This is a genomic window from Streptomyces sp. NPDC043853, from assembly GCF_056436025.1.
Window position 1 is genome coordinate 139,889 of record NZ_JBWKDJ010000018.1, and the last position, 23,363, is coordinate 163,251.

A 23,363-nucleotide genomic window follows, 5' to 3' on the forward strand; every position below is an offset into this window, starting at 1 on the left:
GCCGGAAATTCTGGCTTCGTTTTGCGACTGGCGCACTGATGTTTCATTATCGTGACTGCGCGTCAATTTCCAGGCGTCGCGGATGCGGGGGTGCGGGGGTTCCCCCGTTCACACCGTTCGTTTCCGTTTCCGTCCAGGCAAAGGCCCATGTCCGCGCAGCAACTTTCGGACCTCATACGTTTCGCCCGAAACAACTCGCCCTACTACCGCGACCTCTACGCGTCCCTGCCGCCGGACGCCGACCACCTCACCGACCTGCCGGTGGTCGACCAGGAGGAGTTCTGGGCGGCCAACACCTTCCCCGGCAGCAGGGTGCTGACCGGCCCGCTCAGCGAAGCCACCGTCTACAAGACCGGAGGCACCACCGGCTCCCCCAAGTTCTCGGTCTACACGCGCGAGGAGTGGCGCACCTTCGTCACCTCGTTCGGGCAGGGCCTGGTGGACGCGGGACTGCGTCCGGGGCACCGGGTCGCCGACCTGTTCTACGCCGGGGAGCTGTACGCCAGTTTCCTGTTCGTCCTCGACTCCCTCGCCCACGCGCCGGTGGACAACGTACGGCTGCCCGTCGGCGGGGGCGCACCCCTGGAGTCCACCGTCTCCACCTTGTGCGACCTCTCCGCGCAGGTCGTCGCCGGTACTCCGACCACGCTGTGCAGGCTCGCCGAACACCTCCTCGCCTCCCCGGGCGGCCGGCCGGATTCCGTGGAGCTGCTGCTGTTCGGCGGCGAGGCCCTGTTCGATGACCAACGGCGGCTGCTGGCCCGCGCGTTCCCGCGCGCCGAGGCGCGGTCCATCGGGTACGCCAGCGTGGACGCCGGCCTGCTCGGGCGGCCCGTACCGGGCCCCGACGCCCGCGTGCACCGCGCCTTCACACCGTACGCGGTGGTGGAGATCCTCGACGACACCACCGGCGAGCCGGTCACCGAGCCCGGGCGGCCCGGCCGGGTCGTCGTCACCAGCCTCTTCCGGCGGCTCATGCCGATCATCCGCTACCCGGCGGGCGACCGCGCCGAATGGACCGGCACCGGGCCGGGGCACTTCCGGATCCTCGGCCGCGCCGAGGAAGGCGTGCGGGTCGGTCCGGTGTCGCTGTACACCCAGGACGCGCAGGACGCCGTCACCGCGGCGGACACCGACGGGCTCGTCGTCGGCGTGCAGCTCGTGGTCCGCCGGTGGGACGGCCGGGACGGACTCGTCCTGCGGCTCGCCACGGCCGCGGACGCCGCTCCGGGAGCACTGGACCTGCTGGCCGGGGCCGTCGTCGCCGAGCTGGAGACCGTACGTCCGCTGTATCCGGACAGCGTCCGGGCCGGGTTCGTGCACCCGCTGTCGGTGGAGTGGGGGCGGCACCGCGATCTCGCCGTCAACCCGCGCTCGGGCAAGCTGGTCCGGGTCCTCGACGAGAGGCCGACCGCATGAGTACCCCGCTCGTCCTCCGCAACCGGGCCTTCGGGGCGGTGTGGCTGGGCCAGGTCCTGACCCAGGCCGCCGTGCGGATGTTCCAGGTCGGGGTGGCCTGGTGGCTGGTCGCGCACGCCGTACCCGACGCCGCCGGGCCGGCCTCCGGGCTGTTCATGGCGGTGTGCACGCTGCCCGCCGTGGTGCTGGCGGCCGTGGTCGCCAAGGCCCTCGCCCGGTTCCCGCACCGCACGGTGCTGCGGAGTTCGGCCGCCCTGGCGGGACTGGCCGCGTCCGGGCTCGGGCTGTGGGCGTACGGCAGCGGACTGCCGCTGCCCGCCGTCTACGCCGCCGCCCTCGCCCTGGCCGGCTGCCAGGCCTTCTTCGACCCGTGCCTGACCACCTCGGTGCCCGCACTCGTCGACGACGCCGACATCGAGACCGCCACCGGCTTCGAGCTGTCCACCCAGTCCCTGGCGGGCCTGGGCGGAGCCCTGCTCGGTGCCCTGGCCGTGGACCGGATCGGCGTGGCCGGGCTGGCCGCCGGCTGCGCGGCGGCCTACTTCGGCGCCGCGCTGCTCGTATCGGCCGCGCGTTTCCGGAGCGCGCCCGCCTCCGACGGCAGCCCGGGCCCCGGTGGCTCGGCGGACCATGGCGAGCGGCGTACGCTCCGCCGCGTCCTGCGCGAACTGCCCTATGTGCGGCGGGTCCTGGTGTGTTTCACCGCGGCGAACCTGTTCACCGCCGCCGTGTTCGTCATCATCCCCCTGTACACCCGGTCCGTGCTGCACGGTTCGGGCGGCACGGTGGCCCTGCTGGAGGCCTCGCTGGGCAGCGGCGCACTCGTCGGCGCGTTCACCGGCACCCGGCTCCCCGGGCGGCCCGGCACGGTCGGCTCCTGCTGCCTGGCGCTGATGGCCCTCGCGCTGGCGGGGCCCGGTCTGACCTCCTCGCCGCCGGCGGTCGCGGGCTGCCTGGCGGTGACGGGCTGGTGTGCCGGGGCGGTGAGCGTCCGCTTCGTGGCGCTGTTCCAGCGGCTGGTGCCGCCGGCCGACAAGCCCGGGTTCTTCGCGGTGATGCAGGCCGTGCTCGGCGCCTCCCTGCCGGTGGCCTCGCTGGTCTTCGGCTCCGCTGGCGACGTCCTCTCGCCGCAGACGCTGTGCCTGGTGCAGGGCATCGGCCTGGTCCCGGCCGCCTGCGCCCTGGCCCTGCTCGGCGGCGACCCTCCGGCGGAGCCGGAGCCGGAGCCGGCCGTCGCATCCGGCGCGGCCGTCGAGTCCGGCGCCTGCGTCGAGCCCGGCGCGGCCGTCGGCGTGCCGGCAGCCGGAGGTACCCGGTGAACCCCGTGATCAGCCGCGCGGCGCAGGCGGACATCGCCGAACTGCGTCAGCTCTACTACGCCGTGTACGGACCGCACTACCCGGTGGCCCTGGGCACCGACCCCGCCGAGATGGCCCGGCTCATCGAAGACCCGCACTCCCTGTGGCTGGTGGGCCGCTGCGCGGATACCGGGGCCCTGGCCGCCTCCGCGGCCATCCACGGCGAGGCCGGCAGCCGTATCGGCCGACTGGAGGGCATCGCCGTCCACCCCGAGCACCGCTCCGCGGGCCTGGCCGCCGCCCTCACCGAGGCACTGTGTGCCCGGATGCTCGGCACCGGGCGGCTGGACTCGGTGTACGCCACCGTGCGGACGGTCAGTGCCGGACCCCAGCGGGTGGTCTCCCGCAACGGCTTCCGCCCGCTGGGCATCCTGCCCAACGCCGTGGATCTGCGGAACCGCGAGAGCCTCGCGCTCTACGCGCGTCATTCCGCGGGGGTGCTCGACCGCCGGCTGCCCGTCGCCGAAGTCCCGGCCCCGCTGCTGCCGTTGCTGCGCACCGCCGGGCGAACGCTGGGCATCGGCTACGAGGACGTCCGGGCGTCGGCCCCGGGACCGCTCCCCTCCCCCGGACCCGCCGCCGTCGCCGCGCCGCCCCACGGCGCGGTCGGGCGGCTGGAGCTGATCGAGGCTCCGGCCTTCGTCCGCCGCCGGTTCCGCGAGCGGTTCCCCGGCCGGGAGGGCTGGTTCTACCCGCTGCACACCCCGAACGTGCTGCTGACGCCCGAGGACGGCGCGTTCGAGGTGTACGCCTACCTCAACCGGGCGGGCGGGTACTGCTCCCTGCTGACCGCCCACCCCGATCCGGCGGCGGCCGCCGCGCACCTGGAACCCGTCACCCGGGCCCTGTCCCGGGCGGGCGCCGGCTACGTGGAGGCCCTCGTACCGCTCGCGCACCACGAAGCCCTGGGGGCCTTCCTGGCCCAGGGGTTCGTCGCCGGGGCGGTCTACCCGGCGATGCGCGCGGACGGCGACGGCTTCCACGACTACGCCGTCCTGTCCCGCTCGACGGAGCGGATCGACTTCCGCGGCGTCGCCGTCGAACCGTCCCTCCAGCCCTTTCTGGACTGCTACGTGTCGGCCTGGGCGTCGACACACCTGCCCACCCCATCCGAGGTTGCCTCATGAACCCCCATCTCGCGCCCGTCGCCGTGCCCGATCCGGCCCTCCTGCCACACGTGCAGCAGTTGTGCGACCTGACCGACCCGTACGCCAGCGGGCCCGCCGTGGACGAGCTGTTCGCCGCGGCCATGGCGGAGACCAACGCCTGGCACGCGGAACGCTCCCCGTTCTTCCGCTCCCTGTACGAGGCGACGCCGCCCGTGCCGGGCGAGCCGTACCGCGCCCCGCTGGTCCACGCGAATTTCTTCAAACGCCACGAAGTACTGTCCGTCCCGCGCGAGGACGTGGAGCTGCACCTGACCTCCTCGGGCACCACCGGGCAGAAGTCACAGATGTTCTTCGACCACTGGACCATCCGCTCCGCGCAGCGCATGGTCGCCCGGATCTTCGAGCGCAACGGCTGGATCACCCCCGGGCAGGAGGTGAACTACCTGCTCTACAGCTATGAGCCGGCGCTCTCGCTGAACCTGGGCACCGCCTTCACCGACAACTACCTGTGCGACTTCGCCCCGGCGCGCGAGGTGGCGTACGCCCTCCGCCACACCGGAGATACCGGCAGCGCCGGCAGCGGCGGTGCGGGCGGCGGCCACGAGTTCGACCCGTTCGGCTGCATCGCGGCGCTGCGGCGGTTCGAGGAGGACGACGCGCCGGTCCGCATCCTGGGCTTCCCCGCCTTCCTCTTCTTCACGCTGGAGCGGATGCGGGCCATGGGCCTGCCGCCGCTGCGGCTGCCCGAGGGTTCCCTGGTGGTCCTGGGCGGCGGCTGGAAGGGCCACGCCGACCGGCGGATCGCCAAGGAGGACCTGTACGCGCGGGTCACCGAGCAGCTCGGCATCCCCGGCGAGCGGATCCGGGACACCTTCGGCTCGGTGGAGCACTGCGTCCCCTACGTCGAGTGCGACCGGCACCGGCTGCACGCGCCCGTCTGGTCGCGGGTGACGATCCGCTCCACCCGCACCCTGGAGCCGCTCCCGTACGGGGAGCCGGGCTACCTGCACCTGGTGTCCCCGTACATCACCTCGGTGCCGGCGCAGAGCGTGGTGATGGGCGATCTGGCCTCGCTGCGACCGGGGGACGCCTGCGGGTGCGGGCTGGGGACCCCCTGGTTCACCGTGCACGGCCGTGCCGGGGTGAGCCGCAACCGGAGCTGCGCGGTGGCCGCGGCGGAACTGATGAAGGGCATGTCCTGATGACGACCACGACCGGCACGACGACTCCGGTGATCACCTCCGCCCCGCACTTCTGGCAGGGCTCCTTCGTCGGGGACGAGGAGACCGGCCGGCGGCTGGCCGGGCTGCCCGACGCGGTGGAGGCGGCGCTCGCCTCGCCGCTGGAGACAGGGACGGTCCTCGCCGCCTGTGAGTCCCTGTCCGCGGCCCTGCTCGACCCGGACGACCCGGTGCACGCCCGGCTCGCCCCCCACCTGCCGGCCGGCGAGGACCCGGCCGTGCTCGCCGAACTCGGCCGGCTCCTCTCCCGCCGGGAGCTCACCCGCAAGCTCCGCCGGGAGCTCGGCGGTGCCGCCCCCGGCCGGCTGAACCGGCCCGATCCGCGGGAGACCGTGTACGAGGCGTGGGCGCCGGTCGGCATGGTCGCCCACATCGCCCCGGGCAACGCCGCCACGGTGGCCCCGATGAGCATCGTGGAGGGCCTGCTCGCCGGGAACGTCAACGTCCTGAAGACCAGCGGCTCCGACACGCTCCTGGCGCAGCACCTGATGGCCGAGCTGGCCGGCCGCGATCCCGGAGGCATGCTGGCCGCGCGGATCGTCGTCCTGCGGTTCCCTTCCTCGCGGCAGGAGTGGCTGGGCCTGATGTGCGCGCCCGCCGACGCCGTCGCCGTGTGGGGCGGGGAGACCGCTGTCGAAGGGGTGGCGGCGTACGTACCCGCGGGCTGCCGGCTGGTGGAATGGGGGCACCGGATCTCCTTCGCCTACCTGACGGCCGACGCCTGGTCGGACGGGGTGACGCTGGAGGCGCTCGCGGACGACGTGTGCCTGCTGGACCAGCAGGCCTGCTCCAGCCCGCAGGTGGTCTACCTGGACACCGAGGACGAGCGCGAGGTGTTCGCGTTCGCGGAGCGGTTCGCGGCCGTCCTCGGGGCGCGGCCGCCGGCGCTGGTGGGCGCGGAGGCCGCGGGCGTCCGCCGGGATCCGGCGGAGGAGGCCGAGCTCACCACGACCGAGCTGGTGGCCCGACTGGAGGAACACCTCGGTCTGACCCGGGTGTTCGCGGCGCCGGACGGTGCGTGGCGGGTGATGGCCGACGTGCGTTCCGCGCTGACCGCCTCGCCGCTGCACCGCAGCGTGTGGGTCAAGCCGCTGCCCCGCAAGCGGCTGATCGCCACCCTGCGGCCGATGCGCCGCTACCTCCAGACGGCCGGCATCGCGGGCAGCCGGACCGATGTCGCGGAGCTGTCCCGTACGGTGCTGGCGGCCGGGGTCACCCGGGTCACTCCGGTCGGTGCCATGCTGGACAGCTACGCGGGCGAGCCGCACGACGGGGTGTACGCGCTCCAGCGCTACAGCCGCCGTGTCGCGGTGCAGGCCGACCCGGACCTCTTCCCGTCCACCGCCTGCCTGGACGACCTGGCGCAGCCCGTGGTCCTACCTCGGCCGGAGGGTCCGCTGCTGGGCAAGGAGGAGGTGCAGGAGCTCAACGGGCGGGTGGCGCCGGCCGACGCCGAGCTGTACTTCCGCAGCGGCGGCAGCACCGGCGCGCCCGCGCTGTCGCTGTTCACCTACGAGGACTACGACACGCAGATGCACGCGGCGGCGCGCGGGCTGCTCGCCGCCGGTTACGACCCGGCCTCGGACCGCACCGCCAACCTCTTCTACTGCGGCGGCATGTACGGCGGCTTCATCAGCTTCTTCTCCGTGCTGGAGCGGCTCGGCGGGGTGCAGCTGCCGCTGTCGGCGGGCCCGGACCACCGGGCGACGGCGCAGGCGCTGATCGATCACCGGGCGGACACCCTCTTCGGGATGCCCTCGTACCTGTGGCAGCTGCTGCACGCGGAGGCGGACGCGCTGCGCGCCTACGGCGGCCTGCGGAAAGTGTTCTACGGCGGGGAGCACTTCACCCCGGAACAGCGGCGCACGCTGGCGGAGGAGTTCGGCATCGAGGTGGTCCGGTCGATCACCTACGGCAGCACCGACCTCGGTCCGCTGGGCTACCAGTGCACGGAGAGCGAGGGCGGCGTCCACCACCTGCACGCGGATCTGCACGCCTTGGAGATCCTCGACCCGGAGGAGGACCGGCCGGTCACGTCCGGGGAGACGGGTCGGCTGGTGTTCAGCACGCACGCGCGGCGGGGGCAGCGGCTGGGCCGCTACGTCATCGGTGACCTCGGGCGGGAGGTGCCGGGCCGCTGCCCCTGCGGCAGCCTGGCGCCCCGCTTCGAGCTCCAGGGGCGGACCGGCGACGTCATGCGGGTGGCGACGTACTTCCTGAACCAGCGCCGCTTCGTGGCACTGGCCGGGGAGCAGGGCGGCCACCGCGGCGAGTTGCAGGTGCTGCTGGGACGGACGGAGGCGCGGGAACGGCTGACCGTGCGGGTGGAGCGGACGGCGGGCGCGGAGGGCACGGGGCGCACCGGGGGCACGGACCCGGAGCGGCTGCGCGAGGTGTTCCTGACCGGTTATCCGGAGCTGCGGTCCGCGGTGGACGAGGGGCTGCTGGAACTGGCCGTCGAGGCGGTGGACGGGGCGTCGATGGAACGCAGTCCGGCGAGCGGCAAACTCCTCTCGGTGGTGGACGCCCGGCGCTGAGCGCGGGGCTGAAGGCGGGCGCGGACGCGGGGCGGACGCGGGGCCGGCCGGCGTCGGCCGGCCCCGTGCCTCCCCCGGTCAGCCGCCGACGTGGATGCCCGGGCGGCGCGCGGGGTCGCGTTCGTGGCTGCGGATGATCTCGCGGGTGACCGGCGCCGTATCGCCGCGTCCGAGGAGGAAATAGCGGACCATGTGCACCAGGGGGCTGCCTTCCGCCCAGGCGAAATGGCACTGCGGCAGGACCCCGGTGGCGTCGCGCAGGGCGAGGAGCACGGCGGCGATGGCGTTGGGGGCGGCCGGCGCCTCGGCGCGCAGGATGCGGTGTCCGCCCACCTCCACGCCGTGCACGGTGAGGGTGTCGCTGAAGTCCGAGGGGTCGACGACGTCGATTTCCAGGAAGAGCACGTCGGCGAAGCCGGGCACCGGATTGACCCCGCGCTGTTCCTGTTCCTTGGCGCTGTACTCGCCGATGTCGCCGGCCTGTCGGCGGTTGGCGACGATGTTGATGGCGTTGTCGTGGGCGAGGGTGTCCTCGATGAACCGGCGGGCGTCGCCGTCGAAGACGATGCGGTCGGCGCGCAGCTCGGTGGTGCGGGAGACCCTGGAGACCAGCGAGACGAGGACGATTCCGGCGATGAAGAACCCCGAGATCACGATGCCGTCGGGCTTGTCCACGACGTTGGCGATCAGCGCGTAGAGCAGGACCAGGGTGAGCAGGGCGAAGCCGACGGTGGCGGCCCGCTGTCGGCGGCCGGCGACGGAGACCGTGACGGCGAAGGCGGCGGAGACCATCATGGCCAGGATGCCGGTGGCGTAGGCGCCGGCCTGCTCGTCGACGTCGGCGTCGAAGGCGATCGTGATGACGATGCACAGGGCGGTGTAGACGAGTACGACGGGGCGGACGGCCCGTCCCCATTCGGGGGCCATCCCGTAGTCGGGCAGGTAGCGGGGAACGATGTTGACCAGTCCGGCCATGGCGGACGCGCCGGCGAACCACAGGATCAGGATGGTGCTGATGTCGTAGACGGTGCCGAACCCCTCGCCGACGTGTTCGTGGGCCAGCCAGGCCAGGGCACGGCCGTTGGCGGCGCCGCCCGGCTCGAACTCCTCGTGCGGGATGAGGAGGGTGGTGACGAAGCTCGCGGTCAGCAGGTAGACGCTCATGATGGCGGCGGCGGCGGTCAGCAGCATCCGCGTGTTGCGGATCCGCGAGCGCAGCCGCTGTTCCTCGTCGGCTCCCTCGGCGGCGACGAGCGGCATCATGCTCACCCCGGTCTCGAAGCCGGACAGGCCGAGCACCAGCAGGGGGAAGGCCAGCAGGGCCGGGCCCAGCAGGTGCCCGAAACCGCCGCCGGGCCCGGCGAGGGCGTCGGTCCAGTCCGTCCAGGCGCCGGGCGTGGTGAACACGTGGGCGAGGCTGACGCCGATGACCACCGCGTTGAGCACGAGGAACACCGCGACCAGGGGGATGGCCACGCCGACCGCTTCGCTGAACCCGAGCAGGAACACTCCCCCGAGCACCAGCAGCAGCGCCACCGTGAGGGCGACCTCGTGGCCGTGCAGGGCGGCCGGGAAGAAGGGGTTCTCGACCACGTGGACGGAGGCGTCCGCCGTCGACAGGGTGATGGTGATGATCCAGGACGTGGCCACGAAGCCCAGCAGGACCAGCACGAACAGCTTGCCCCACCAGAACGGCAGCAGGTCCTCCAGCATGGCCACCGACCCGGCGCCGTGCGGGCTCTCCTTCGCCACCCGCCGGTACATCGGCAGCATGCCCAGCAGCGTCAGCGCGACGATCAGCAGGGTGGCCAGCGGGGAGACCGCTCCGGCGGCCAGGGCGGCGATCGCGGGGACGTAGGCGAGGCTGGAGAAGTAGTCCACGCCGGTCAGGCACATCACCTTCCACCAGGCGTGCGGCTGCGCGTGGCTCTCCTCCGACTCCGGTCCCACCGGCTGCACCTGGTGGCGCAGCAGCCACCGTGCCAGCCTTCCGGTCGGCAGTCCACGCCGGTGAGGGGTGTCGACCACCTCCGGCACCGCCGGCCGATCCGCTCCGCCCATGTCCCGATTCCGCCCTTGCAGCCCACCGGGCGCGCCGGCACGGAACAGCGTCGGCAAGCGAGGACCCGGACATTTACCGCGATCTTCCCGCCCTTACGGTAGACGACCGCGTCCGGGGCACTCCTCTGCGGCGCGCCGCACAAGAGTGTCCCCGGAGGGCCGTCCGGTGCGCCTGCCGCTTCCTGCGTGACCGTCAGGTCCGGTCGCGGGTCTCGTCGACCACCGGCAGGGCGGTCGAGACGCGCCGCCTGCGCAGGACGCTGGCGTACACACCGAGGCCGAGCAGGCCGACGCCCATCATGATCAGTCCGACCGCGTCCAGGTTGACGCTCTCCATCTTCCAGTCGCTGGCGAAGGTGAGGACGGCCCCCACCGTGATCAGCGCGATGCAACCGCCTATGCCGGCCATCCGCGTTGCCTCCTCCTCGGATCGGGTCGTCCGGCCGCCCCGAGCCCAGGTGCGTCTGCTGAAGCAGCCGCCGCTGGGGGATTCACCGCCGGACTCCACGCGTATGACCGGCATTCCTCCCGCCAAACGCACGCGTTGGTACCCGCTGCCGTTCGTCCACAGCCCGGTCCGGGCGGCCGACGGGCTGTCAGTGGGGCGTGGGACGATCCCTTCCATGATCGTCTCGTTGGAATCCCTGCTGCCCGCCGGCGGTACGCACGCCTCGACCACCTACGCCGACTGGGTCGCGGCCCACGACCCGGGCGCGGCCCCGGCCGCACGCGAGCTGGTCGAGGCCATGTACGCCGAGCTCGGCCAGTCCTACGGCAAGCCCGGCCGTTTCGTGGACACGATGACGTACCGGGCGCGGCAGCTGCCGCCGGCGCACCTGCCGTGGTTCTGGGACACGGTGGGCCACCGGCTCATCGGCTACGGGAGCCGTCCGGGCGGGCGGGCGTACGCGGCGGCGCGGGCGGCCGAGGCCGAGCACGGGCTGCCGGTGGATCCCGGCTACCGCCGGGCCAACGCGCTGCTGTTCGCGGCGGGCGGGGCGATGCCGGCCAAGGAGTTCGGGGCCCATCAGAAGTTCCTCACCGCGACGCTGGAGCCCTCCGACGCGCACACGGAACTGGAGAAGTTCCTGACCGCGTGGGCCGGCTCGCGGGCGGACCTGCCGGCGGACCTGGTGCGGCGGGTCCGGGCCTCCGCCAAGGCCGCCGGGCACGGCGACGCCGAGACCGCGCGGATGACGGGCGCGATCCTGTCCGTCACGCGGAAGAAGTCGGCGCCCGACGCCCTGCTGGACGCGGCCTGCGCGGTCCTGACGGCCCATCCGTCCACGGACGCGGTGTCCGCAGGTCTGGTGGAGGTCTTCCCGGAGGGTGTCACCGACGGCGGGGCCTGGCTGCGCCTGCTGACCGGCTGCGGAGCGGTAGGGGCGATGGCGGCCGGACGGGTGGTGCCGGACGGCGGACTGACCCGCTGGGTGGGGCACTTCGTGCACATGTACCAGTACACCCGGTCGGGCGACGGGGTGACCCGGCAGCCGCTGCCCGGTGAGTTCTTCGACGTGGTGGGCGAGTTGGGGCCCCGGCTGCGGGCGGAGGGCAGCCCGGTGACGCTGCACACGACCCGGCACCACTACCAGGGCCTCGACGCGGACGTGCTGGACTCCCTGCTCGCGGCCGGGGTGGCGGTCGTCGACCCCGGCCCGGGGATGCGGATGCGCTTCTGGGCCGAGAAGTCCCGGCGCGACCTGGTCGCACTGGCAGCCGACCCGGTGTTCGGTCCCCGGCTGGAGGGCACGGTGCACGAGCACCTGCTGCCGAACTGGTCCCCGGCGCGTACCCGCCGGTCCGGGTCGGCGGTGACGCTGCTGCCGGGCAACGAGGGCATCGCGCAGGGGGTCGCCGCGCGCGTCGGCAAGCTGGTCGACGCCGTCGGCGGCGGAGGTATGGCGGGGGCCGAGGAGGCCCTGCCGGAGCTGGAGACCATCCTGGACCGGCCCACGGTCGCGGCGCTCGCCGGGATCGGCGACGCCCTGGCCGGGGCGGGCGCGGCGGGTGCGCTGCGGCGTTCGCTGGCGGCCGGCCTGCCGGAGGAACTGGCCTGGCCCGAGCTGGAGTCGGTGTACGCGGAGTTCGCGGCGGACGCCGGTTCGGGTGCGGACGCCGTTTCCGGCGCGGGCGCCGACGGCGAGGAGGGTACCGGGAGCGGGGCGCTGCCGGGTGTGTCCGGCGTGACGACGACCTGGCCGGTGCTGACGGTGTTCGGGCGGGACCGGGCGGTCGCCGTCGCCCCGGACGGGGTACGGGGCTCCTGCCGGTTCACGGTGCCCGAGGACGCGACCATGTTCGCGGTGCACTACGTGGGCGGCTCCTTCCTGGTGAGCTGGACGCTCAAGCCGGACCCCTACACCTGCGACACCGCCGCGTGGGCCGACCGGCCCGAGGAGGAGTTCGAGCCGGAGCAGACGCGGGGGCTGGTGCCGTTCGGCGGCAGCCTGGACGGGGGGTACGGCTTCCAGTTCGAGACGGCCGACGGGGGCGGGCGGCACTCGGGGGAGCGGGTCCTGCGGCCGGGTGGCCGGGAGGGCATCGACGGGGACGAGCTGCAGCTCGGTGACGGTTCGCGGATCTGGACCAACGCCGTCTTCGGCCACCGGGCCTGGCAGGCGGTCGACCCGGTCACCGGCGAGCCGCAGGGTGCGTCGGCCCTGCCCGACTTCCCGGGCCGTGCAGCGGGGGCCGATCCGGCCGCGGAGCCGTCCGAGGCCGGGATGGCCCTGACGGTGGAGGCCCTGCAGCTGGCGCCGCTGCCCGCCGGGCTGACCGGCTCCCCGCTGGGCAGCCGGGACGGGCTGGTGGGCACCCGCGTACTGTTCCGCACCGGACACCGTTTCAACGCCCCGGACCACTACCTGGTGGAGAGCATCGACGGACGCAAGGCCCGCTTCGACATCGACCGGCAGGGGCAGGAGCCGTGGGCCCTGTGGGCGCCGCCGGAAGGCGCCGCGGAGGACGTGGTCCTCGCCGAGGCGGAGACCCGGACGGGCGTGCGCGCCTACACCGCGGACGGGGTCCTGTTGTGGGAGCTGGACGGGCACGCCTCGCCCCGGCATCCGCGGGTGAAGCCGCGGCGGAGGGCGACCGTGTCGGGCGGCGTGGCCCTGCCACCCGCGTTCTGGTACCTGCTGCGGACCCGGGACGCGGCCGGGTCCCGGGCGCTGCGGACCGTGACGCAGGAGACGGCGGACGCGTTGCTGGCGGCCGCCGCCGGCGGTGCGGAGGAGCTGCGGGCCGCCGTGGCCCGGGAGTTGCCGGCCGTCACCGACCCGGTGCTGGCCGAGGCCGTGGCGGCGGTGGCCGCCCGGGCCGCCCGGGTGGAGGAGCGCCGGCTCGCCCTGCACCGGCGGGTGGCCCTGCTGGCGGAGGCCCCGCCCCTGCCGCGCCGCTCCGCGCCGGACAGCGAGCTGATGCCCGCGCTGCACGGGCTGGTCTCGTACGCGGAGAAGGACCGGTGGCGGCGCACCCCGGACGTGGCACTGCCGGCCACGATCAGCGCGCTGGCCGCCGACGGCGACTGCCTGGCGGGCAGCGTCGTCGAGGAGGTGCGGCGGCTCTCGCCGCCCGCGCCGCCGCAGGACTGGTCGCAGCTGCTGGGCACGGTCGACGCGGCGGCCTGGCGGGCGGCGGTGGCACCGACCCCGGACGGGGCACGGGCCGCGCTCATGGCGCTGCTGGAGACCTGGGCGGACCAGCCGTTCGCCCGGGCGGGCGGCCGGTGGTGGGTCGGCCGGGCGGCCGGTGAGGTCCTGGACGGACTGCGTGCGGGCGGCAGCGCGGTGGTGTCGGCCGCGGTACGGCCCGGCGGCTCGGAATGCTGGTTCGTGGCGGCCGCGGCCGGGGACGCGGAGGGTGACCCGGTGCGGGCGGCGGTTCCACAGGCCCGGCTCGTCCGGGTGGAGCGGGACGACGCCGCGCGGCTGCGGGCCCTGGTCGAGGCCGTGGAGGAGCACGGGCCGGTGCCCGTGCCGGAGTCGGCGGCGGCGCGGTTCGCCGAACTGACCGGTGTCCGCCGGGCGGTGGCCCGGCTCGTGGTGGCCGGCCTGGTCGGCCGGTCCGACGAGAAGGAGGACCGCTCCCTGGTGTGCAAGGCGCCGTACAAGGCCACGCCGATGACGGCCGAGGAGTACGACCGGCTGCGCGCCCGGCTCGGCGGCGCGGGCCGGCGGGCCGTCCTGGCGGCGGCACTGCCCGAGGACCCGGTCGAGCTGTGGCGACCGGGCGGGGTCACCGCGGCGGTGGAGCGGATGGCCGGGGTGTGGCGGGAGCTGATCGGGGTGCTGCCCGCCGTGCACGACGAGGCTGCCGACGCCCTGGAGGACGCGCTGGGGCTCTCCGGGGTGTGGGCGCGGCGGCTCGCAGGCGGGTACGGGGCCGCCACGGACACGACCGTGGAGGCGGCCGGCTGGGAGCTGGCGGCGACCCCGTACGGCATCGGCGTGGAGGTCCGGCCGGTGCCGCCGGCCGGGCCGGAGCTGCCGTACCGCACCCCGATCGGCCTCGACCTCGGGCAGATCGCGAGCGCGCTGGTGTGGGCGTGGACGGACCGGCCGGCGGGTGATCCGGCGGTGGCCGGAGCGGCGGCCCTGTACGAGCGGCTGCGGGCCGAGCTGGACCGGCCGGAGCTGCTGCTGCCGCTGGGGGGCGGACGGGTCCAGGACACCTCGGCGGGGATCGCGGAGCGGTTCGGGCCCGGGCTGCTTCCGGTGGCGACGGACTCCCGGAAGGAGGAGGGGCCCGTCCCGGTGACCGCGTACGACTCGGGACCGCTCGTGGTGTGCGCGCCCGGTGGTGCCTCCTTCCTCCGGCCGGCGGCGGTCGCCGACCCCGAGGTGTGGCAGCAGGTGCGGGAGCTCACCGACCTGACCGAGGAACTGGACCGGGTGGCGCCGCTGGTGGCCGGCGGCGGACTGGAGCGGATGATGCGCCGGGCCGGCTCGGGAGCGGTGCCGGCCGGGGCGTACGAGGCGGATCCGCGGCAGTCCTGCCCCGAGCTGGTCGCCCGGGTGGCGGAGCGGCTGGGAACGGGGACCGACGCGGCCGCGCTGTACCTCCAGCTGGCGACACTGGCGACGCCCACCGACCGGAACGTACGGCGGTGGAACGGCTGGACGACCAAGCGGCACGCCGAGGTCCGGGCGGAACTGCTCGGCGCGGGCGCGGTGGTGGAGGCCAAGCGGGCGCGGGCCGGCCGGACCCTGTTCGTGCCCGGGGAGTGGACGGAGCTCAAGGCCCCGCACCTGCCGTTGGAGACGGTGAAGCTGGCATCGCACGGGGTGCGCCCGCTGTGGGGGAACAGCATCCGCTCCCCGTTCGGGCGGGTGCTGCCGACGGCACCGCTGCACGAGATGTTCGCGGCGGCGTGGGAGCGGCTGTGCGCACAGGACGGCGGCACGGACTGACCACGGGGGCGGGCACCCGGCGGTCGGGCGACCCGTACGAGCAGCACGCGGGTCGCCCGACCGATCCCGACCGGACCGCACCGGGCACCGGGCACCGGGCACCGGGCACCGGGCACCGGGATCACGCTCGTCCGCTACCGCGCCCGACGGTGTGGGCCGGTGTCGGGTCTTCCCGGCGCCGGGATTCCCCGAAGACCCGCCGATAGGACCCGGGGGTGGTGCCGAAGGCGGTCCTGAACCGGCGGCGCAGGTTGACCGCGGAGGAGAGACCCACCCTGGTCGCGATCGTCTCCACCGGCAGATCGGTCTGTTCGAGGAGGGACCGGGCGGCGTCGAGCCGGTGGCCGAGCAGCCACTGGCCGGGGCTGATGCCGAGCTGACCGGCGAACCGGCGGGCCAGCGTGCGGTTGGAGAGCCCGGCCCGCTCGGCGAGCCGGTCGACGGTCAGGTCGGACTCCAGCCGGGTGAGTGCCCATTGGAGTACGGGGGCCAGGGAGGTGTCGGTTCCGGACGGGGCGGGCCGCGGGACGTACTGAAGCTGGCTGCCCTCACGGTGTGGGGGCAGGACCATGCTGCGTGCGACCTCGGCGGCGTGGGCCGAGCCGTGGTCGGTGCGCACCAGGTGCAGGCACAGGTCGATGCCCGCGCCGCTGCCTGCGCTCGTGGCCACGTCACCGTGATCGACGTAGAGCACGTCGGCGTCGACCTCGATCCGGGGGTGGCGGGCGGCGAGCAGGCCGGTGCGGCGCCAGTGGGTGGTGGCGCGGCGGCCGTCGAGCAGGCCCGCCTGGGCGAGGACGAACGCGCCGGTGCAGATCGAGGCGATGCGTGCGCCGCGCGCGTGCGCCGCCCGCAGCGCGTCGAGGACGGGCGGGGGCACGGTGCCGCCCGGCGGCTGCCAGCCCGGGACGACCACCGTGTCCGCCTCCGCCAGCGCCTCCGGGCCGGCATCCACGAGCATGGCGTAGCCGACCGTGGTCCGCAGCGGTCCGGGCTCCGCGGCGCACACCCGGAATTCGTAGTGGTCGGGCAGGCCCGGTCGGACGCCGCCGAAGACCTCGGCGGCACAGGCGAGTTCGAAGGGCGACTGCGGCTCGTTGAGGAGCGCCACCACGCGGTGTCGGGGCATGGCAGGAAAGTACCCGTGGACGTCGTTCCGGACACTCGCCGTGGCGCGGGCTCCGGGCGATCGTGGGCTTCATGAACGAGCACACGGGCACGTACCCGCTCAAGACCGTCGTCCAGGTGGACGAGATCACACCGCACGAGGTGGCCCCGGGCATCCTCCGCCGCAGGCTGCCGGCGACCCGGCACGCCCGCGGCTGGGTGATCGACTTCGCCGCGGGCACCGAGTGGCCCGCGGTGGACGTCCACGCGGCCGAGGAGCGGTACTACGTACTGAGCGGGGAGGTCATCGAGGGCGAGGAGCGCCACGGACCGGGCACGTACGTGGTGTTCGCCGCGGGGAGCCGGCACCGGCCGCGGACCGATACCGGCGCCCGGATGCTCGGCATCTCGCTGCTCCACGACGCGGAACCGGGTGCGTGAGAAGGGCAGGAGAGGCCCTGCCCGGACTCCGCGAACCGGTGGATCAACGTCGCCGCCTGCCGCAGACTGGCCCCATGAGTGCATCGGACGCCACAACGGACCTCCGCTTCTACCTGCAGTCCGCCCGGGACGCCCTGCTCTGGAAACTCGAAGGGCTTTCCGAGTACGAGATCCGGCGCCCGTCGACGCCGACCGGCACCAACCTGCTGGGGCTGGTGAAGCACGCGGCGGGCGTGGAGCTGGGCTATCTCGGAGACACCTTCGGACGGCCGTCGGGTGAGCTGCTGCCCTGGCTCGAGGACGCCGCCGAGGACAACGCGGACATGTGGGCCACCGCCGACGAGTCCCGCGCGGACATCACCGATCTGTACCGCCGGGCGTGGGCGCACGCGGACGCGACGCTCGACGCGCTGCCGCTGGACACGGTCGGCAAGGTGCCGTGGTGGCCGGACGGCAAGGACGAGGTGACGCTGCACCACGCCGTGGTGCGGGTGATCGCCGACACGCACCGGCACGCCGGCCACGCCGACATCATCCGGGAACTCCTGGACGGCGCCGTGGGGATGAACGAGCGCAACACCAGCATGCCGTCGGGCGACCCGGACTGGTGGGAGGAGTACCGCGGCCGTCTGGAGCAAGCGGCCGCGGCGGCCGAACGGGCGGCAGGGGCGGCAGGGACGGCAGGGACGGCACAGACAGCAGGGGCGGAGCAGCGGATCGTCTGACACCGCCCTACCTCCGCAGGCGGTGGATCCGGTCGACGCCGTACCACTTCGACACGCACGCGGCGACCCAGTCCTGGTCGTAGCGGGAGGTGTAGAAGGGCTCGGCCAGGTTTCCGATGTACAGGGGGCGGTAGCCCACGTCCGTGGCGCCCCGTGCCGCCTCGGCCCGGATACGGGCGTTCTGGGCGTCCCAGGCGACCGCGCGGGTGACGGTGGTGGTCGTGAGCCGCTGGACGCTCGGGACCAGCGCGGCCACCGAGGCCAGCGCCAGGCAGCCCGCCACGAGGACGGCGGCGGGCAGGGCCGCGCCCGCGGGCCTGCCCGTCCGGGCGGCGCCGGCGGGCCACGGGCCGGCCAGGAGCCGGCCGAGTCGGTCCCCCAGCAGTGCGCCGTAGCCACACAGCGCCAGTTCCATGAGCACGAGGTGACTCGTCCAGGTACGGGCGTACGTCCAGCCACTGGGGCCGTATCCGCTGCGCAGGCCCAGCGCCACGGCGAACGATCCCAGCAGCACCACGGGCACGGGGAGCAGCAGCACGGCGAGCCGCAGGTGGCGGGGGACGGCCCGGCGGGCTTCCCGCTCGCCCCGGGCCGGGGCGCCGAGCCGGCACCCCAGGCCCAGGACCACGCCCACGGCGGCGGCTCCGAGGTAGGCCCACTGGCCGGTGATCGAGCCCCACATGTGCAGCCAGCCGTCGAGGGTGCCCCGGAGGCCGTTCGCGGAGAGCAGGGATTCCCCGGCCGGCTGCTGGGCCCGGCGCCAGCGGGCACCGGGAGAGGTGTAGAGCAGGATCAGGCCGCAGAGGAGACCGGAGCACCAGAGCAGGCACCAGGTGAACGGGCGCCAGGTCCGCGCGAGCCCGAGGCGGGGCAGGGCCAGCAGTCCGACGGCGGCCGCGAGCAGGCCGCTGACGAGTGCGAACGGCTCGCTCAGGGTGCCGAGCGCGGCCCCGGTGAAGAACGCCGCGGCGCATCCGGCGGCGCGTACCCCGGTCCGGGGATGGCGGACCGTCACCAGGGCGAGCAGGAGCGCCCATACGCCGATGACGGCGGGCACGGTGTGCGAGATCGTGGCCGGAGCCCACAGGAGCACTTGATAGGCACGGGGGCCCGCGAAGTAGAGCAGGGCCTGGAGGACCAGGGCGCAGGCCAGGAGGAGCAGCGCCCGGGGCCTTCCGCCGAGGAAGCGGACGAGTTCGCGGCCGAGCAGGACCAGGCCCAGGGTGAAGGTCACGGCGATGACCGTGGGCAGGATCTTGGTCCCGGCGAGTCCGTCGCGGTAGATGACGCCGCTGAGGAAGGCGTTCGTGATCCGGCCGTTCTGGGTGGTGTAGAAGTCGGCGGTGATTCCGAGGACTCCCAGATCGCGGGCCTTCCAGCCGGCGCACCAGTCGTCGGAGGTGGGGCGCACGTAGAGCCCGAGGAAACAGCCGACGGCGACCAGCGCTCCGGCGGCCGCCACCAGGGTGCCGGCCGTGGCGGGCAACAGCCCGCGGCGGACGGAGGCGGAGAAGCGCGGGGCGGGGGCGGCGGCATGGACGGCATGCTCCGGCGGCTGCGGAGAATGGTCTCCGGCGGTCCTCTCCTCCGGTCGGAGCACTGGTCGTTCACCTCCCTTGCGGCCAGGACGGGCCGGGAGATCCCATGATGTGCACGGCTCGTGCGCCCCGGCATCCGGGAGGGGCCTGGACGGGGGCCCGGACGGAACAGGCATCCGGGCCCGTGCCGGACGGGATGCGTGTCAGACGGTCCGTGTCAGACGGGGTCCGCGCCGTCACCCGGCGGCGGGGTGGTGCGGACGCGCTCCAGTTCGGCCAGGAGGCGTTCGTACGCCCGCCGTTCCGCCGCCACCGCGCGCCGGAACGGCGGGTGCTGCGGGGCGTGCCGTGACCGGGCCTCCCGGGCGGCGGCGAGGCGGGTCGCCCTCGCCCGGTCCGCGCGGCTCCTCGCCTCGACGTAGCCGTCGTCGAGGAGCCGGTGGTCGAGGACCTGCTCGAAGGCGCGCTCCGCGACCGCGGCGAGCCGGTCGAGCCCGGCCGCACAGCTCGCGGGGGTCGCCTCGTCGCACCGTTCGCCGAGCGCTCCGGAGAACGCCTCCAGGGTGGTCTTCAGCTCGGGGTACCCCCAGGCCGGCGCGGGCTCGTGCCGGCACCCCGTCGCGACGGCCGCGAGGGTGGCCAGGACCGCGGCGGAGACCACGGCGCGGACCGTTCCGGGTCTCACGCGCCCGCACGGGGTGGAACAGGGGGTCATGGGGTCCCGATCGCCTGCGGGTCAGGAACCGGCCGCCCTCGGCTGAGCCGTGCGGTCCGACGGCCATCCTCGCCCGCGCGGAGCCGGCCTGCCACCCGGCTGACTCCCCCGGCCGACTCCCCCGGCACACCCTCCCGGCGCACTCCCGCCGTGGCCCGCGCACCGGCCCTACGGCAGCGGTCCCCCGAGGAATGCCGGACCGGTGCGCCCGGCGGGGCCGGCCTTCCACGGCGGGACCGCCCGCTGCCACACGGAGGCAGCACCGCCGCCGGGCCGGCCCGGGCCGGCCGGAGCGGCCGAGGTGATGTGGAGGCCGGCGTCCAGGCCGAGTGCCGCCGCGACGGCCGCCGTACCGGCCGCCCCGGCCACGAGCGCCGGTGCGCCCGTGTAGAGGATCTCGGACTCGCTCCAGGACCGCGGCTCGTCGCCCGCGCCGGGCGCAGCAGCCGCAACCGCATCCGCATCCGCACCGGCGGCCTCACCGTCACCCTCGGCGCCGGACGGCCCCGGCAGGGCCGAGGTCCCGACCGTGCCGGTGTCCGCGCGGCCGGCGAGCACGCCGCCCGCCACGCCGACGGCGCCGTAGCCGGCCCCGCCGCCCGCCTCGGTGACCGGGGAGTACTCCGGGGCCTCCGGGCCGGCCGTGGCCAGGCTCGTGCCGACGGTGCCGGTGCCGGGCCGGCGAAAGTAGACACGGACGCCGTCGCCCTCCGGGCTCACCGAGAGCGCACCCGTGGTCTGCGGCAGTCCGGTCGGGAAGGGGCCGCCAAGCGGGGCGTCCGGTGCGGGCTGGTCCCAGGCGAGCACGCCGTCGAGCGTCGTCGCGTACACGTGGCGCCGCCCCGCCGCGTCCGTCGCGGTCACCGGGTCGCCCTGGAGGCCCGAGCCGCCCAGTTCCGCCCATGCGCCGAAGGGACCGCCCGGGGTGTCCTGGCTGCTGCCGCGCAGGGTGCGCCGGGAGTCGCGGACGTACACGGTCATCCGGCCCGCCGGGTCCACGGCGACGGCCGGACCGCTCAGTGCCGAGGTGACCGCCGTGTCCCCGGTGTCCGGGGTGCCCAGTGACCGCCACGGGCCGAACGCTCCGTCGGCCGCGGCCTGGACGGCGTACACGACCTCCCGGCCGTACTCCTGCGGGGTCGCGCCGAGGGTCGTACGGGTGCCGAAGACGGCGATCCGGCCGTCGGGGAGGCGGGCGGCCGTGGCCCCGGTGTCGAGGCCGGTGCCGGGCAGGAAGCGGGGACCCCGCCAGGCGGCCCGTGGGCCGCTGCGCGACCAGTACGCCATCCGGCCGTCCAGGACGGCGAAGGCCCAGAGGCGGCCGGAGCTGCCCTCGGCCATCCAGGAGGTGCCCTCGCCCCGGCTGTAGCGGATGGTCTGGTTCCAGCCGGCACCGGTGGGACGGGTGGCCGCCTTGCGGTCGCCGCAGCCGGCGGGGCTGCCGCACCAGTTCCGGTGGTCCAGCCAGGCATACGTTTCGAGGTAGCCGAGCTTCTCCCGGGCTGTCTCGGGGGCGAGCGTCGGAGGCAGCGCGCTGTTGGGGTAGCTCACGTAGTTCTGGACCGAGAAGTGCGGCCGGTCCGTGGACAGCGCGTAGCGTTCGACCGCCGCCTGCACGAAGCGGGCGCCGTACATGTGGTCCTGGTGGTCGGCGAGGACGCCGCTGTCCTCGTACAGGCCCGGGGTCGGGTCCTGGGTCCGTATCGTGGTCGGCCGGTACGCCTCGAAGACCCGGGTGATGGCCTCGACGGCCTGGTCCCTGCTGTACGAGAACCAGCTCGTGACCGGGGTGCCGGAGGTCAGCTGGGCACCCAGGGCGGCGGTCCTGCCGTCCCACAGGCCGCGGAGGCTGTCCGGGTTGTCGTCGGAGATGCTGCGGGCCTCGCGGAGCTGCATCCACACCAGGTTGACCTCGGGCCGGGCCAGGAGGACGTCCACCTCCGCGCTCCCGCCGCCGGCAGTGGGTACGGACTTCCGCTGCCAGGCGCTGGTGCGGTCGCCGGTGGCCATCTGCGCGTAGGCGCCCCGGATGCCGTTCTGCCGGGCCTCGGCGTAGGCGGCGCGGTCGGCCGGCTGCGCGGCGTCGTCCAGGTGCGGGCTGTGGGCCTCGTTCCTGCCGTCGGACTCGCCGGAGGTCAGGTAGACGGTGGTGACCTTGATGCCGGCGGCTATGGAACGGCTGAGGTCGGGGTTCATGAAGAACAGGTCGTCGTCGGGATGGGCGACGACCTGGACGACGGAGCCCTCGGTGACGCTGGGGCGGACGGCCGCCGCGGGGGCGGCGGGCTGTTCGGCGGTCCTGTACGGCCCGTAGCCCCAGGCCCAGGTCGAGACCCCGGCGGCGCTGACGGACAGCGCCGCGAGCAGGGCCGCGAGGCGGGGACGGCTGGCCAGGGACATCTACAACGCCTTGAGGATCGGGTCCGGTGCGGGGTTCCGCCGTGGAGGTCAGTCGGTGCCCCGATGGCTCCACCGCTTCCGGAGACGACCGGCGGCGATTATGCCTCGCCCGATTTCGACTGACACACCCTCAAGGGGCATATGAAAGGAAAGTGAGTTACATGGATGATGTAACTATTTGCCCGATTTGTGGCTGTTAGTGCAATTCGGACCAACGAGGCGCCGCAGCGCGGGATGTGGCGTTGGTCACGCCCGAAGCAGCGGCGGGCGGAGGCCGGCGGACAGGCGGCGGGCGGCGGGCGGCGGGCGGCGGGCGGCGGGCGGCGGGCGGCGGGCGGCGGGCGGCGGGCGGCGGCAGCCGTTTCGGAACCGCCGCCTCCCACACCACGCGCACCCTGCCGCACCGCAGCGCGTGGGTCAGCGTCGCCGGATCTCGGTCGACGCCGCCCGTGCGCGGCCGGGGATCGTCAGAGCGCGCTCTTGGAGGCGAACTGGACGACACACTCCTTGTACTCGGTGCCGTCACCCTTGCCGGTGTACGGCGTGGTGGCCTTGGTCTGCTGCGAGGCGCCGGCCTTGACCTTGAGGTCGTCCACCTCGGCCAGGGCGAGGTTGGCGTTCGAGCCGGCCTTGCCGCGGAACTTCATGGTGATGTCGTACGTGTAGTCCAAGGAGCTGTTGTTGGTGACGGTCAGCCGGGCGACCAGGTTCTTCCTGGAGTCGTCCAGCTTGCACCCGTCGATGCGGATGTCCCGCTCGGCCTGGTCCCTGCGGGAACCGCCGGTGACGGAGGTGCCTCCCGAGGTGCTGCCGGTGGTGGTGCTGTCGCTGTCGTGGCTTCCGCCGGTGGTGCCCCCCGTGGTGGATCCGCTGGAGCCGGAGCCCGAGTCGGAACCGTGGCTACTGCTACTGCCGTGACCGCCGCCGCAGCTGCCGCCGTGGGAGCCGCGGGCTCCGGTGAGGGCGACGATCGCGATGCCGAAGACGGCGATGGCGCGGACGTGACGAAGTTTCACGTTCAATTCCCGTTGAAAATCGGTGATCAAATACCGCCCGCCTTGACGGGCGCACGTCACCCTAGCCGGTACCGCACCCCCCGACTGTGACGGTTCTGCTGCAGAAGGGGAGGTGACGGTGTGAAGGTAGGTGCATATCCGGCGCATTCGCAGCCGGAAAGCGGATCCGGTCGGCACGCACCCCGCCGCACGCGGGCGGAGCACGCGTAGCGCACCGGACGGCCAACCGCCCGCGGAACCGGGCGGGGGCGGACTGACGCTCCGTCACAGCAGTGAATCGAA

15 protein-coding genes are annotated in these 23,363 nt (G+C 74.4%); 8 read left to right on the forward strand and 7 right to left on the reverse strand.

From position 1 onward, the window contains the following. Positions 1-147: 147 nt before the first annotated feature. The 5 genes from AC067U_RS33630 to AC067U_RS33650 are packed head-to-tail and all read left to right on the forward strand — an operon-like array spanning position 148 to position 7,664. Entirely contained in the window at positions 148-1,419 is a 1,272-nt protein-coding gene (locus AC067U_RS33630; RefSeq protein WP_478833617.1) for a phenylacetate--CoA ligase family protein, read from the forward strand. Then, a complete protein-coding gene (locus AC067U_RS33635) occupies positions 1,416-2,738 on the forward strand; it encodes an MFS transporter (protein WP_478833618.1) in 1,323 nt (440 codons plus the stop codon). The genes AC067U_RS33630 and AC067U_RS33635 overlap by 4 nt, the downstream gene beginning before the upstream one ends. After that, positions 2,735-3,904, forward strand: a complete 1,170-nt coding sequence (locus tag AC067U_RS33640; protein ID WP_478833619.1) for a GNAT family N-acetyltransferase — start codon at positions 2,735-2,737, stop codon at positions 3,902-3,904. The genes AC067U_RS33635 and AC067U_RS33640 overlap by 4 nt, the downstream gene beginning before the upstream one ends. Next, on the forward strand, positions 3,901-5,088 hold the full coding sequence (locus AC067U_RS33645; protein WP_478833620.1) for a LuxE/PaaK family acyltransferase: 1,188 nt from the start codon (positions 3,901-3,903) through the stop codon (positions 5,086-5,088). Before AC067U_RS33640 ends, AC067U_RS33645 begins: the two co-directional genes overlap by 4 nt. Next, positions 5,088-7,664 (forward strand): acyl-CoA reductase, encoded by a 2,577-nt coding sequence (locus AC067U_RS33650; RefSeq protein WP_478833621.1) that lies wholly within the window; start codon positions 5,088-5,090, stop codon positions 7,662-7,664. Before AC067U_RS33645 ends, AC067U_RS33650 begins: the two co-directional genes overlap by 1 nt. A 78-nt stretch (positions 7,665-7,742) precedes the next feature. Here the strand turns inward: AC067U_RS33650 and AC067U_RS33655 are convergent, their stop codons facing one another. Continuing rightward, on the reverse strand, positions 7,743-9,725 hold the full coding sequence (locus AC067U_RS33655) for an APC family permease (RefSeq protein ID WP_478833622.1): 1,983 nt from the start codon (positions 9,723-9,725) through the stop codon (positions 7,743-7,745). Between the two features lie 193 nt (positions 9,726-9,918). Then, the gene (locus tag AC067U_RS33660) at positions 9,919-10,134 is read right to left on the reverse strand and encodes a hypothetical protein (RefSeq protein ID WP_478833623.1); all 216 of its coding nucleotides are present in this window, start codon (positions 10,132-10,134) and stop codon (positions 9,919-9,921) included. A 214-nt stretch (positions 10,135-10,348) separates the two neighbouring features. Here AC067U_RS33660 and AC067U_RS33665 point away from each other — a divergent pair, with 214 nt between their 5' ends. Further along, on the forward strand, positions 10,349-15,139 hold the full coding sequence (locus AC067U_RS33665) for a hypothetical protein (RefSeq protein ID WP_478833624.1): 4,791 nt from the start codon (positions 10,349-10,351) through the stop codon (positions 15,137-15,139). 121 nt (positions 15,140-15,260) lie between these two features. On the opposite strand, the gene AC067U_RS33670 is transcribed toward AC067U_RS33665, so the two are convergent. Further along, positions 15,261-16,268, reverse strand: a complete 1,008-nt coding sequence (locus tag AC067U_RS33670; RefSeq protein ID WP_478833625.1) for a helix-turn-helix domain-containing protein — start codon at positions 16,266-16,268, stop codon at positions 15,261-15,263. Positions 16,269-16,339: 71 nt separating this feature from the next. On the opposite strand from AC067U_RS33670, the gene AC067U_RS33675 reads away from it, so the two are divergent. Both AC067U_RS33675 and AC067U_RS33680 read left to right on the forward strand, forming a co-directional pair. Further along, the gene (locus AC067U_RS33675; RefSeq protein ID WP_478833626.1) at positions 16,340-16,687 is read left to right on the forward strand and encodes a cupin domain-containing protein; all 348 of its coding nucleotides are present in this window, start codon (positions 16,340-16,342) and stop codon (positions 16,685-16,687) included. 74 nt (positions 16,688-16,761) lie between these two features. Then, complete coding sequence (locus AC067U_RS33680) at positions 16,762-17,412, forward strand: DinB family protein (RefSeq protein WP_478833627.1); 651 nt, start codon at positions 16,762-16,764, stop codon at positions 17,410-17,412. A 7-nt stretch (positions 17,413-17,419) separates the two neighbouring features. Here the strand turns inward: AC067U_RS33680 and AC067U_RS33685 are convergent, their stop codons facing one another. The 4 genes from AC067U_RS33685 to AC067U_RS33700 form a co-directional block, all read right to left on the reverse strand. After that, a complete protein-coding gene (locus AC067U_RS33685) occupies positions 17,420-19,012 on the reverse strand; it encodes a DUF6056 family protein (protein WP_478833628.1) in 1,593 nt (530 codons plus the stop codon). 155 nt (positions 19,013-19,167) lie between these two features. After that, positions 19,168-19,635: a hypothetical protein gene (locus AC067U_RS33690; protein ID WP_478833629.1), complete on the reverse strand. Its 468-nt coding sequence runs from the start codon at positions 19,633-19,635 to the stop codon at positions 19,168-19,170. A gap of 198 nt (positions 19,636-19,833) precedes the next feature. Then, the gene (locus AC067U_RS33695) at positions 19,834-22,065 is read right to left on the reverse strand and encodes a PIG-L family deacetylase (protein WP_478833630.1); all 2,232 of its coding nucleotides are present in this window, start codon (positions 22,063-22,065) and stop codon (positions 19,834-19,836) included. A 467-nt stretch (positions 22,066-22,532) separates the two neighbouring features. Further along, entirely contained in the window at positions 22,533-23,081 is a 549-nt protein-coding gene (locus AC067U_RS33700) for a hypothetical protein (protein ID WP_478833631.1), read from the reverse strand. Positions 23,082-23,363: the final 282 nt, after the last annotated feature.